Origin of the sequence: Streptomyces sp. ATCC 21386, assembly GCF_018728545.1 — a bacterium.
Taxonomy (GTDB): Bacteria; Actinomycetota; Actinomycetes; order Streptomycetales; family Streptomycetaceae; genus Streptomyces.
In genome coordinates, this window is record NZ_JAAVVL010000001.1 from 3,289,378 (window position 1) to 3,302,205 (window position 12,828).

A 12,828-nucleotide genomic window follows, 5' to 3' on the forward strand; every position below is an offset into this window, starting at 1 on the left:
CTTCTTCTCGAAGAAAACACCCCTAACCAGACATCCGACCCCGGACCAACCGTGTACTAGCCCTGGAATCGATACTCTTCGAGCAGCCGACGACCGATGATCATTTTCTGGATTTCGGCGGTACCTTCACCGATCAGCAGCATCGGCGCCTCGCGGTAGAGGCGCTCGATCTCGTACTCCTTGGAGAAGCCGTAACCGCCGTGGATCCGGAAAGAGTCCTCGACGACTTCTTTGCAGTATTCGGAGGCCAGGTACTTCGCCATCCCTGCTTCGAGGTCGTTTCGTTCGCCCGAGTCCTTTTTGCGTGCTGCGTTGACCATCATCGCATGCGCGGCCTCGACCTTGGTAGCCATCTCGGCCAGCTTGAACTGGATCGCCTGGTGCTGGGCGATCTGCTTGCCGAAAGTGTGGCGCTGCTGGGCGTACCGGACACCGAGCTCGAATGCACGCTGAGCGACACCGCAGCCACGCGCCGCCACATTCACGCGGCCGACCTCGACGCCGTCCATCATTTGGTAAAACCCCCGGCCGGTGGTGCCGCCGAGTACACGATTGGCCGGAATGCGCAGTCCGTCCATGATGAGCTCGGTCGTGTCGACGCCCTTGTAGCCCATCTTGTCGATCTTCCCGGGAATGGTGAGACCCGGGCGGACCTCTCCGAAGCCGGGCTCCTTCTCGACGAGGAAGGTCGTCATCGACTTGTGGGGTGCCGTGCCCTCGGGGTGTCCTTCGTCACTTCGGACGAGAACGGCGACCAGGGTTGACGTCCCGCCGTTCGTGAGCCACATCTTCTGACCGTTCAGGACGTACTCGTCGCCGTCCTTGACCGCCTTCGATGTGATCGCCGACACATCGGAACCGAGCCCCGGCTCCGACATCGAGAAGGCGCCGCGGACGTCACCGGCCGCCATCCTCGGCAGGAAGTGGTCCTTCTGCTCCTGCGTGCCGTGCTGCTTGAGCATGTACGCCACGATGAAGTGCGTGTTGATGATGCCGGAGACCGACATCCAGCCGCGGGCGATCTCCTCGACGCACAGGGCGTACGTCAGGAGCGACTCGCCCAGACCGCCGTACTCCTCGGGGATCATCAAGCCGAACAGGCCCAGCTCCTTGAGGCCGTCGACGATCTGCTGCGGGTACTCGTCACGGTGCTCCAGCTCGGTCGCGACCGGGATGATCTCCTTGTCCACGAAGTCGCGGACGGTGGAGAGGATCTCCTGCTGGATGTCCGTCAGACCGGCGGTCTGGGCGAGGCGCGCCATTACTTCTCCTGCTGCTTCAGCTCCGGGCGGCCGGGCTGCTCGCCGCCGCGCTCCTTGATGTACGTCTCGGTGGGGACCATGACCTTGCGGCGGAACACGCAGACCATCGTGCCGTCCTGCTTGTAGCCCTTGGTCTCCACGTACACGATGCCGCGGTCGTTCTTCGACTTCGACGGCCACTTGTCGAGCACGGTCGTCTGGCCGTAGACCGTGTCGCCGTGGAAGGTCGGCGCCACGTGCTTGAGCGACTCGATCTCCAGGTTGGCGATGGCCTTGCCGGAGATGTCCGGCACGCTCATGCCGAGCAGCAGCGAGTAGATGTAGTTGCCGACGACGACGTTCTTGCCGAAGTCCGTCGTCTTCTCCGCATAGTTCGTGTCCATGTGGAGCGGGTGGTGGTTCATGGTGAGGAGACAGAACAGGTGGTCGTCGTACTCCGTGACCGTCTTGCCCGGCCAGTGCTTGTACGTCGCCCCGACCTCGAACTCCTCGTAGGTGCGTCCGAACTGCATGGCCCTACGCCTCCGGGATCTCGAACTTGCTGGTGCGCTGCATGCCGGCGGCGCGTCCCTTGCCGGAGATGACCAGGGCCATCTTGCGGCTGGCCTCGTCGATCATCTCGTCGCCGAGCATCGCCGAGCCCTTCTTGCCGCCCGCCTCGGAGGTGTAGTAGTCGTACGCGTCCAGGATCAGCTCGGCGTGGTCGTAGTCCTCCTGCGAGGGCGAGAAGATCTCGTTGGACGCCTCGACCTGGCCGGGGTGCAGCACCCACTTGCCGTCGAAGCCGAGGGCCGCGGCGCGCTGGGCGACCTCGCGGTAGCCGTCGATGTTGCGGATCTGCAGGTAGGGGCCGTCGATCGCCTGGAGGTTGTTGGCGCGGGCGGCCATCAGGATCTTCATCAGGATGTAGTGGTAGGCGTCCGCCGGGTAACCGGGCGGCTGCTCGCCCACGACCAGCGACTTCATGTTGATCGAGGCCATGAAGTCGGCCGGGCCGAAGATGATCGTCTCGACCCGCTGGGAGGCCGTCGCGATCTCGTTGACGTTGTTCAGGCCCTGCGCGTTCTCGATCTGCGCCTCGATGCCGATCTTGCCGACCTCGAAGCCCATCGTCTTCTCGATCTGGGTGAGGAGCAGATCGAGGGCGACGACCTGCTGTGCCGTCTGCACCTTCGGCAGCATGATGCAGTCGAGGTTCTGGCCGGCGCCCTCGACGACGGTGACGACATCGCGGTACGTCCACTCCGTCGTCCAGTCGTTGACGCGCACCACCCGCGTCTTGCCGGTCCAGTCGCCCTCGTTGAGGAACTTGACGATGGTGTGCCGCGCCTCGGGCTTGGCGAGCGGGGCGCAGGCGTCCTCCAGGTCGAGGAAGACCTGGTCCGCCGGGAGGCCCTGGGCCTTCTCCAGGAAGCGGGGGTTGCTTCCCGGCACCGCGAGGCAGGAGCGCCGCGGACGAAGGCGGTTCACCTGAGGAACAGGGCTGGTCATGCGGGGACCTCCGTGCTGATGAGGGGGCTGAGCTTGTTGGCCTTGCGGATCTCGTCGACGATACGGCCGATGATCCCGGTGATGTCGAAGTCCTTCGGGGTGAACACGGCGGCCACTCCGGCGGCCCTGAGCCGGTCCGCGTCGGCGTTCGGGATGATCCCGCCGGCGATCACCGGGATGTCGCCGGCACCCGCCTCGCGCAGCCGTTCCAGCACGTCCGGGACGAGCTGGGCGTGCGAGCCGGAGAGGATGGAGAGCCCGACCGCGTGCACGTCCTCGGCGAGGGCGGCGTCCACGATCTGCTCCGGGGTGAGCCGGATGCCCTGGTAGACCACCTCGAAGCCCGCGTCGCGGGCCCGCACGGCGATCTGCTCGGCCCCGTTGGAGTGCCCGTCCAGACCCGGCTTGCCGACCAGGAAGCGGAGCTTGCCGACGCCCAGGTCCCCGGCCGTCCGGTCCACCTTGCGGCGGACCTCCGCCATGGCCGAGCCCTCCTCGGCGGAGACCGCCACCGGCGCCGACGAGACACCGGTCGGTGCGCGGAACTCGCCGAACACCTCACGGAGGGCCCCGGCCCACTCGCCGGTCGTGACTCCGGCGCGGGCGCACTCCAGGGTGGCCTCCATCAGGTTGTCGGTGCCCTTCGCGGCCTCCTTGAGCCGCTCCAGCGCCTTGCACGGGCGCGGGTGGTTGAAGGGCGGCTGGTAGCGCGTGTCGCGCCAGTTCTCCAGGGACTTGATCACCCGCGCCTCGACCGCCGGGTCGACCGTCTGGATCGCCGCGTCCAGGTCGGCGGTCAGCGGGTTCGGCTCCGTCGACTCGTAGATGTTGACGCCGACGATCTTCTCCTCGCCGGACTCGATCCGGGCCCGGCGTTCGGCGTGCGAGGAGACCAGCTGCGACTTGAGGTAGCCGGACTCGACGGCGGCCATCGCGCCGCCCATCTCCTGGATCCGCTCGATCTCGGCGAAGGAGGCCTCCACCAGCTCGGCCACCTTCGCCTCGATGACATGGGAGCCCTCGAAGATGTCCTCGTACTCCAGCAGGTCGCTCTCGTGCGCCAGCACCTGCTGGATGCGCAGCGACCACTGCTGGTCCCAGGGCCGGGGCAGTCCCAGCGCCTCGTTCCAGGCCGGCAGCTGCACCGCCCTGGCCCGCGCGTCCTTGGAGAGCGTCACGGCCAGCATCTCCAGCACGATCCGCTGGACGTTGTTCTCCGGCTGCGCCTCGGTCAGCCCGAGGGAGTTGACCTGGACGCCGTACCGGAAGCGCCGCTGCTTGGGGTTCTCGATGCCGTACCGCTCGCGGGTGATCCGGTCCCAGATGCGGCCGAACGCCCGCATCTTGCACATCTCCTCGACGAAGCGGACGCCCGCGTTCACGAAGAACGAGATGCGGGCGACGACATCGCCCATGCGCTCCTCGGGCACCTGGCCGGAGTCGCGCACGGCGTCGAGGACCGCGATCGCCGTGGACATCGCGTACGCGATCTCCTGCACCGGCGTGGCCCCGGCCTCCTGCAGGTGGTAGCTGCAGATGTTGATCGGGTTCCACTTCGGGATGTGGGAGACCGTGTACGCGATCATGTCCGTCGTCAGCCGGAGCGAGGGTCCCGGCGGGAACACATGGGTGCCCCGCGACAGGTACTCCTTGACGATGTCGTTCTGGGTCGTGCCCTGGAGCTGGGTGATGTCCGCGCCCTGCTCCTCGGCGACGACCTGGTAGAGCGCCAGCAGCCACATGGCGGTGGCGTTGATGGTCATCGAGGTGTTCATCTGCTCCAGGGGGATGTCCTGGAACAGCCTGCGCATGTCACCGAGATGGGCCACCGGGACGCCGACCCGGCCGACCTCGCCGCGGGCGAGGATGTGGTCGGAGTCGTAGCCGGTCTGCGTCGGCAGGTCGAACGCCACCGACAGACCCGTCTGCCCCTTGGCGAGGTTGCGCCGGTACAGCTCGTTGGACGCCTCGGCCGTGGAGTGACCGGCGTACGTGCGCATCAGCCACGGCCGGTCCTTCTGACGCTCACTCATCTCGGGACCTCAGATGTTCCGGAAGCGGTTGATGGCGTCGATGTGCTGGGCGCGCTTGGCGTGGTCGCGCACGCCCAGGCCCTCCTCGGGGGCGAGGCAGAGGACGCCGACCTTGCCCTGGTGGAGGTTGCGGTGCACGTCGTACGCGGCCTGCCCGGTCTCCTCCAGGGAGTAGACCTTCGACAGGGTGGGGTGGATCTTGCCCTTGGCGATGAGGCGGTTGGCCTCCCAGGCCTCGCGGTAGTTGGCGAAGTGGGAGCCGATGATCCGCTTCAGCGACATCCACAGGTAGCGGTTGTCGTACTCGTGCATGTAGCCCGAGGTGGAGGCGCAGGTGGTGATGGTGCCGCCCTTGCGGGTGACGAAGACGCTCGCGCCGAAGGTCTCGCGGCCGGGGTGCTCGAAGACGATGTCGATGTCCTCGCCGCCGGTGAGTTCGCGGATGCGCTTGCCGAAGCGCTTCCACTCCTTGGGGTCCTGGGTGTTCTCGTCCTTCCAGAACGTGTAGCCCTCGGCGTTGCGGTCGATGATCGCGTCGGCGCCCATGGCCCGGCAGATGTCGGCCTTCTGTGCGCTGGAGACGACGCAGATCGGGTTGGCGCCGCCGGCGAGGGCGAACTGCGTGGCGTAGCTGCCGAGTCCGCCGCTGGCGCCCCAGATGAGGACGTTGTCGCCCTGCTTCATGCCGGCGCCGTTGCGGGAGACCAGCTGGCGGTAGGCGGTGGAGTTGACCAGGCCCGGTGCGGCGGCCTCCTCCCAGCTGAGGTGGTCGGGCTTGGGCATCAGCTGGTTGGACTTGACGAGCGCGATCTCGGCGAGCCCGCCGAAGTTGGTCTCGAAGCCCCAGATCCGCTGCTCGGGGTCGAGCATGGTGTCGTTGTGGCCGTCGGAGGACTCCAGCTCGACGGAGAGGCAGTGCGCGACGACCTCGTCACCGGGCTTCCAGGAGTTGACGCCGGGGCCGGTGCGCAGGACGACGCCCGCGAGGTCGGAGCCGATGATGTGGTACGGCAGGTCGTGGCGCTTGGCCAGCTCGCTGGTGCGGCCGTAGCGCTCCAGGAACCCGAAGGTGGACAGCGGCTCGAAGATCGAGGTCCACACGGAGTTGTAGTTGACCGAGGAGGCCATGACGGCCACCAGGGCCTCGCCCGGCCCGAGCTCGGGCACCGGGACCTCGTCCAGGTGGATCGACTTGCGCGGGTCCTTCTCGCGGGTCGTCATGCCCGCGAACATCTCCGTCTCGTCCTTGTGCACGGTGATCGCGCGGTACGAGTCGGGGAGCGGCAGAGCGGCGAAGTCGGCGGACGTGGAGTCCGGCGACTGGATCGCGTCCAGGATGTCCTTCACGGTGGTGCCTCCGGCGACGAGCGTCCTCGCGGGAAGACGCTGTTGAGGGTTACGTCAGGTGCTGCTTGCTGTGCGGGTGATGCCGTCGGTTCGGCGGAGGTGGTGCTTCGGCGGCGCTGTGTGTGGCGCGGAGGTTGCCTGTGACGCAGGCGTCCGGGCGCGTGGACCGTGGTCCGCGGGGACAGCCGGCCTACGGGATTTCGCCGCACTCCGGCCGCCCGGACTCCTTCAACGTATGGCACGCCGTGTCACCCCGCAAGGCACCGAGTGCCAGAAAGTTCGCTCAGGTGAAATCTTTACGTAACACCTGAGCGATGATCGATCAGGCGGGGGTGAAAAAGGGCCCCTGACGTGCCAAAACGGCCACCCGGTGGGGTGGCCGTTCTCACAGTTACCGTTGAGTAGATCGTGGTTTCAAGCGCGGTTCCGGGACGGATCAGCGGTCGCGGAGCGCCTCTTCGATGGTGCGCATGACCTCGTCGAGCGGGGCGTCGGTGCGGGCGACGGTCACCAGGACCTCGCCGTGCGTGGACGTCGTCGCGGCAGCCGGCTCGGGCGCCAGGGTGCGGCCGGCGCCGATGCCCGTGCCGAAGGTCTTGCGGACGATGGCGAAGGCGTGGTCGAGCTGGGTCTCGACGTCGCCCTGCCCGCCGGATCTGAGCCACCGCCGCAGCACGTGGTTGTGCGCGGTGACCACGGCGGACGCGGCCACCTCGGCGAGCAGCGGGTCGTCGTTGCCGGCGTCGTGGTGGGCGTGCTCGTCGAAGTGGCCCAGCAGATAGCGGGTGAAGAGGCGCTCGTAGCGGGCCACGGAGGCGATCTCCGCCTCCCGGAGGGTGGGGACCTCTCGGGTCAGCTTGTAGCGGGCGACCGAGATCTCCGGCCGGGCCGCGTACATCTTCATGACCTCCTTGATCCCGCGGCACACCGTGTCGAGCGGATGCTCGTGCGGGGGCGCCGCGTTGAGCACCGCCTCGGCGCGGATCAGGGTGTCGTCGTGGTCCGGGAAGATCGCCTCTTCCTTGGAGCGGAAGTGGCGGAAGAAGGTGCGGCGGGCGACCCCGGCCGCCGCCGCGATCTCGTCGACGGTGGTCGCCTCGTACCCCTTGGTCGAGAACAGCTCCATGGCCGCGGCCGCCAGTTCCCTGCGCATCTTGAGGCGTTGGGCGGCGGCACGACTTCCCGCGGCGCTCTCCGGAGCGTCGGGCGCAGCTGGTGTACGTGAGGACTTGGCGGGCTGGGACATGCCCCGAACGTACTGCATCCGTGCAGGAGAGTGCGCGTGTCCGGCCATCCGGCCGCCCGGCCGGGACCGGGGCGCGACCAGGTCGGCGGCCGGGGCGGCGGGGGAGGGGCCGGGCGCGAAGCCGGCGGACCGGGACCCCGAGGGGCGGCTACTCGGGCCGAGCAGACCGCCCCAGTCCGCGCCGGTCGCCGCCCCGTCGGAATGGCCTGTGCCGGTCGTCGCCCCGTCCGTCGACGCCGGGCCAGGCCGGCGGGCCGACGACGAGGACGCGGGAACCCCGGCCGTGCCGAACTCGTCGCCCGACCGCTCAGCGCTTGGCATATTCGCGGAAGCCGCGGCCCGTCTTGCGGCCGAGGCAGCCCGCGGCCACCAGGTGCTCCAGCAGCGGCGCCGGGGCCAGTCCCGGGTCGCGGAACTCGCGGTGCAGCACCTTCTCGATGGCCAGCGAGACATCCAGCCCGACCACGTCCAACAGCTCGAACGGGCCCATCGGGTAGCCGCCGCCCAGCTTCATGGCCGCGTCGATGTCGTCCAGCGTCGCGTAGTGCTCCTGCACCATCTTGATCGCGTTGTTCAGGTACGGGAACAGCAGCGCGTTCACGATGAATCCGGCCCGGTCGCCGCAGTCCACCGGGTGCTTGCGGACCTTCGCGCACAGCTCTCGGACCGTGGCGTGCACGTCGTCGGCCGTCAGCACCGTGCGGACCACCTCGACCAGCTTCATCGCCGGCGCGGGGTTGAAGAAGTGCATCCCGATCACGTCCTGCGGGCGCGAGGTGGCGCGGGCGCAGGCGACGACCGGCAGCGAGGAGGTGGTGGTGGCGAGGATCGCGCCCGGCTTGCAGACCTTGTCGAAGGTCGCGAACAGCTGCCGCTTGACCTCCAGGTCCTCGGCCACCGCCTCCAGCGCCAGATCGACGTCGGCGAAGGCGTCGTAGGACCCGGCCGGGGTGATCCGGTCCAGGGTCTCGGCGGCGGCCTCGACCGTCATACGCCCCTTGTCGACGGAGCGGGCCAGCGACTTGCCGATCCGCGCCTTCGCGGCCTGCGCCTTCTCCTCGCTGCGGGCGGCGAGCACGACCTCGTACCCGGCCTTCGCGAACACCTCGGCGATCCCGGACGCCATGGTGCCGGAGCCCGCGACACCCACGGAGCGCACGGTGCGCCCGGCGACCGTGGCGACCCCGTCCCGCGGCGTCAGCGCGTCCGGCACGACCGTGGCGGAGCCGGGCGCCTCGTAGGAGTAGAAGCCGCGCCCCGACTTGCGGCCGGTCAGACCCGCCTCGCTGAGCTGGCGGAGGATGGGCGCCGGTGCGTGCAGCCGGTCGTGCGAGGCCGCGTACATGGCCTCCAGGACCGTGCGCGCGGTGTCGACGCCGATGAGGTCCAGCAGCGCCAGGGGGCCCATCGGCAGCCCGCAGCCGAGCCGCATGGCCGCGTCGATGTCCTCGCGGGAGGCGTACTTGGCCTCGTACATCGCGGCGGCCTGGTTGAGGTAGCCGAACAGCAGCCCGTCGGCGACGAAACCGGGCCGGTCGCCCACCGCGACCGGCTCCTTGCCCAGGTCGAGGGCGAGGTCCGTGACGGCCGCGACGGCCTGCGGTGCGGTCAGCACCGAGGAGACGACCTCGACCAGCTTCATCGCGGGCGCCGGGTTGAAGAAGTGCAGACCGAGGACCCGCTCCGGACGCGCCGACTCGGCGGCAAGCCGCGTCACCGACAGGGCGTTGGTGCCGGTGGCGAGCACGGCCTCCGGCCGCACGACCGCGTCGAGTTCACGGAAGACCTGCTGCTTGATCTCGTACGACTCCGGGACCACCTCGATCACCAGGTCGGCGTCGGCCGCGGCCTGGAGGTCGGTGAAGGTGCGGAAGCGGGCGAGGGCGTCACCGCGCTCCCGCTCGGTGATCCGTCCACGGGTCACGGCGCGCTCGGTCGCGGCCTCCAGGGCCGCGACGGCACGCGCGCCGGCGGCCTCGCTGATGTCGATGCCGACGACCTCGCGGCCGGCCCGGGTCAGCACCTCGGCGATACCGGTGCCCATGGTGCCGAGACCGACCACGGCGATCGTCTTGAACGGGGACTGCGCAGACAGAGGGGACGGCGACGAGTCGGAAAGGGGAGTGGCCATCGCGGGACTCCAGGAATGAGGGTGACGACTGAGGGAAGCGCAGCCGATACGCGAAGAGCGCGTAGGCGGCGCGTGGGGCGCGGGTGTTGGTGATGCCGGGCTGATGAACGCACACGCCCGGTGCCGTCGCCGCGGGGCGTGCACACGCCCGGGGGCAACGACTGAACCGACCGGCCCTGTCCCGAGGCCGAGCCGTACTGGTACGCCGGAGACCGAAACTCCGGGCACCGAACCGACTGTGCTCGCGACGGCTGCGTCACCAAACCGTCGAGAGCGAACACGAGTGGGTAACTCGCTCGTCTGAGCTTAACCGGTGGGTAACGAGCGCGCCAGCCCTCGTGTTTGTGACGTACGTCCCGAAGGGTGTTCGCGAAGCGCGTTCACGCCCGTACGCTCGGTCGCATGGACGAGGAGTTGCGATCACTCACGGAGCGTGTGCGGGGAGAGTCGGGAGGCTCGGCCGAATGGGAGCGGCTCGTCACGACCGAGTCCACGGACGAGTTGGCGGCGGTGCTCACCGAACCCGGTCAGCCGTTGTGGGCACGGGAGTTGGCCGCGTTCAGGCTGGGGGTGGCGGGGGACCGCCGGGCCTTCGAGTCGCTGGTGCTGCTCCTCAATCACCGCGATCCGCCACGGTGCGCCTCCGCCGCGTACGCGCTGGCCCGGCTCGGGGACCCGCGCACCGCGCGGGCGGCCGCCGCCCTCGCGACGAACGAACTCCGGGTCGCCTATGCCCTGCACCCCGTGCGGTTGCTCGTCGAACTCCGGGCGCCCGAGGCGGTGCCGGCGCTGATCACCACGCTCCGGCGCCGCCTCGGTCCGCACGACCCCTACCGCCGGGTGGCGCTGGCCTGTGTGGAGGGGCTGGGGGTGTTGGGGGACAGCAGGGCCGAGCCCGTCCTGAAGGACGCCCTCGCCCATCCGAGGCTCGCGGAGGCGGCGGTGCGGGCGCTGACGCGGATGCGCTCCGCTTAGGGAGCTGCTCCATGGGCTGGGTGCTGATTCTTCGGCTGCGGGTCGGTGAGGGCTGGTCGCGCAGTTCCCCGCGCCCCTTACGGGGCGCGTACGTAGCGCACCTCGGGCACTTCGACCCCGGCTGCCTCGAAGGGTTCCTCCGTGCCGTCCGCCGTGAAGCCGTGGTGCTCGTAGAAGCGGCGGGCCCGGACGTTGTCCTTCAGCACCCACAGGAGCATCCGGTCGTGGCCGGCGGTCTCGCAGCGTTCGGTGGTGGTGCGCAGCAGCGCCGCGCCGACCCCGCCGCCCCAGTGCCCGGGCCGGACGTAGAGCGCGTACAACTCGGCGTCGTCGGTACGGACTTCGCCGTCGCGGTAGGGGCCGTACGCCGCCCAGCCGATGATCCGGCCGGCCCGCTCGGCGACCAGGTTCACCACCGGGTTGCCGGGCTTCAGGAGCAGCTCGCGCCGTCGTTCCGCGTCCTCGGCCACCCGCATCGCGTCGAGGTACGACTGTGGCACGAGCCCGGTGTACGCGGTCTGCCAGCCTCCTACCCGGATCTCCGCCACGGGACGGCAGTCGGCCGGCGTCATCTCGCGGACGCGGAGGTCATGAGGGGTGTCGTTCATGACGGCACCCTAGGGCCGGGCGGCCGTGGGAGCCCCGTGGTTTTCGGTGGGCCTCCCACGGCCCGGGCTCAGCCGCGGAAGCCCAGCAGGCCGTGCAGCGTCGAGCCCCGGGACGAGGCGGACGCGGCCCTCTTGCTCAGGGGCTTCGGGTCGGGGAGCTTCGCGCAGACGGCGTCCACCTCGCCCGTTCCGCGCGGCACCCTGCCGTCGGTCAGATACGCCGCCAGGTGCTTGTCCAGGCAGGTGTTGCCGCTCAGCGAGATGCCGTGGTTCCCACCGCCCTGCTCGACCACCAGGCTGGAGTTCCGCAGCAGTTGGTGCGTGGCGACCCCGCCCTCGTACGGGGTCGCGGCGTCGTCCGTCGCCTGGAGGATCAGGACGGGCGGCAGCGCGGTGTTGGAGACGTCCACCGGGTCTAGGGCCTCGGTCGGCCAGAACGCGCAGGGCGCGTTGTACCAGGCGTTGTTCCAGGTCATGAAGGGCGCCTTCTCGTACATCAACCAGTTGTCGTCGCGCCACTCGGCCCAGTCGCGCGGCCAGCGCGCGTCGCGGCACTGCACCGATGTGTAGACGCTGTAGCCGTTGTCACCGGCCGCGTCCACGGCGCCGAAGTTCTCGTAGGCCTCGACCAGCGGGTCGTCGTTCTTCTTCTTCACGTAGGCGGCGAACGCCTCGGCGAGATGGGGCCAGTAGCCGTCGTAGTAGCCGCCGGGCATGAAGGTGTCCTCCAGCTCGGAGGGGCCCACCTTGCCGTCCGCGGGCTTGCGGGCCAGTGCCGCCCGCATGGCGTACCACTTGGCCTCGATCTTCTCCGGGTCGGTGCCGAGCCGGTACGTCTTGTCGTGCTTGGCGATCCAGGCCATCAGTGCCCGGTGGCGGTCGTTGAACGCCTGGTCCTGGCGGAGGTTGTCGTCGTACCAGACGCCCGAGGGGTCGACGACGGAGTCCAGCACCGCGCGCCGCACCCGGTGCGGGAAGAGCTTGGCGTACACGGCGCCCAGGTAGGTGCCGTACGAGTACCCGAAGTAGTTGATCCTCTTGGCGCCGAGGGCCGCGCGGATGGCGTCCATGTCCTTGACCGAGCTGACCGTGTCGATGAACGGCAGTACGTCCGCGTACTTCTTCGCGCAGGCGTCGGCGAAGGCCTTGGCGCGCTTGAGGTTGGCCCGCTCGGTCCGTGCGTCGGCCGGCAGTGAGTCGGGGCGCACCGGCCCGAAATGTCCGGGCCGGCAGTCGAGGGCGGGCTTGCTGGCGCCGACGCCGCGGGGGTCGAAGCCGATGACGTCGTACTGCGCCGCCACCTTCTTCGGCAGGGAGGACGCGACGAATCCGGCCAGGGTGCGGCCGCTGCCGCCGGGGCCGCCGGGATTGACCACCAGGGGGCCCTGGTACTTCTTCGCGGTGTGCGGGACGCGGGACAGGGCGAGCGTGATCTTCCTGCCGTCCGGCTCGCCGTGGTTCAACGGCACTTTCAGGGTCGTGCACTGGAGCGTCGGATAGTCGCCTGTGGCGCACTTCTTCCAGGCGAGTTTCGCCGTCGGTGCGGCGGCGAGGGCGCCACTCGTGCCGGCCGGGACCGCCGTGACCATTCCGGCCAGCACGGCGGCGGCACCGCACAGAGCGGCTGCGCGTTTCTTCATCAGTCAGGCCTCCCAGGACGGAGGATCGCGGGCCGTGCACACCACGGCCTTCGTCGCATCGTCCCGGAGCAGACCTCCGAAGGAACTCGTGTCGG

General features: G+C 69.4%; 10 protein-coding genes. 1 reads left to right on the forward strand and 9 read right to left on the reverse strand.

The window, feature by feature from the left end; genetic code table 11:
- Window positions 1–56: 56 nt before the first annotated feature.
- The 7 genes from GWK25_RS14355 to GWK25_RS14385 form a co-directional block, all read right to left on the reverse strand.
- On the reverse strand, window positions 57–1,262 hold the full coding sequence (locus GWK25_RS14355) for an acyl-CoA dehydrogenase family protein (protein WP_215450556.1): 1,206 nt from the start codon (window positions 1,260–1,262) through the stop codon (window positions 57–59).
- Window positions 1,262–1,774 carry a MaoC family dehydratase gene (locus GWK25_RS14360; protein ID WP_215450558.1) on the reverse strand — a complete coding sequence of 171 codons (513 nt, stop codon included), beginning with the start codon at window positions 1,772–1,774 and terminating at the stop codon, window positions 1,262–1,264. Before GWK25_RS14360 ends, GWK25_RS14355 begins: the two co-directional genes overlap by 1 nt.
- A 4-nt stretch (window positions 1,775–1,778) precedes the next feature.
- Window positions 1,779–2,753: a CoA ester lyase gene (locus tag GWK25_RS14365; RefSeq protein ID WP_215450560.1), complete on the reverse strand. Its 975-nt coding sequence runs from the start codon at window positions 2,751–2,753 to the stop codon at window positions 1,779–1,781.
- Entirely contained in the window at window positions 2,750–4,786 is a 2,037-nt protein-coding gene (locus GWK25_RS14370) for a protein meaA (RefSeq protein WP_215450562.1), read from the reverse strand. The genes GWK25_RS14365 and GWK25_RS14370 overlap by 4 nt, the downstream gene beginning before the upstream one ends.
- A gap of 9 nt (window positions 4,787–4,795) precedes the next feature.
- A complete protein-coding gene (gene ccrA / locus GWK25_RS14375; RefSeq protein ID WP_215450564.1) occupies window positions 4,796–6,133 on the reverse strand; it encodes a crotonyl-CoA carboxylase/reductase in 1,338 nt (445 codons plus the stop codon).
- 436 nt (window positions 6,134–6,569) lie between these two features.
- Entirely contained in the window at window positions 6,570–7,379 is an 810-nt protein-coding gene (locus GWK25_RS14380; protein WP_230213611.1) for a TetR family transcriptional regulator, read from the reverse strand.
- Window positions 7,380–7,686: 307 nt separating this feature from the next.
- Window positions 7,687–9,510, reverse strand: a complete 1,824-nt coding sequence (locus GWK25_RS14385; RefSeq protein ID WP_215450565.1) for a 3-hydroxyacyl-CoA dehydrogenase family protein — start codon at window positions 9,508–9,510, stop codon at window positions 7,687–7,689.
- A gap of 402 nt (window positions 9,511–9,912) precedes the next feature.
- Here GWK25_RS14385 and GWK25_RS14390 point away from each other — a divergent pair, with 402 nt between their 5' ends.
- Window positions 9,913–10,485, forward strand: coding sequence for an adenylosuccinate lyase (locus GWK25_RS14390; protein ID WP_215450566.1), 573 nt, complete (start codon window positions 9,913–9,915; stop codon window positions 10,483–10,485).
- Between the two features lie 77 nt (window positions 10,486–10,562).
- Here the strand turns inward: GWK25_RS14390 and GWK25_RS14395 are convergent, their stop codons facing one another.
- Together GWK25_RS14395 and GWK25_RS14400 are read right to left on the reverse strand one after the other, a co-directional pair.
- Window positions 10,563–11,093: a GNAT family N-acetyltransferase gene (locus GWK25_RS14395; RefSeq protein WP_215450567.1), complete on the reverse strand. Its 531-nt coding sequence runs from the start codon at window positions 11,091–11,093 to the stop codon at window positions 10,563–10,565.
- 68 nt (window positions 11,094–11,161) lie between these two features.
- Window positions 11,162–12,733 (reverse strand): alpha/beta hydrolase, encoded by a 1,572-nt coding sequence (locus GWK25_RS14400; protein ID WP_215450568.1) that lies wholly within the window; start codon window positions 12,731–12,733, stop codon window positions 11,162–11,164.
- Window positions 12,734–12,828 lie beyond the last annotated feature (95 nt).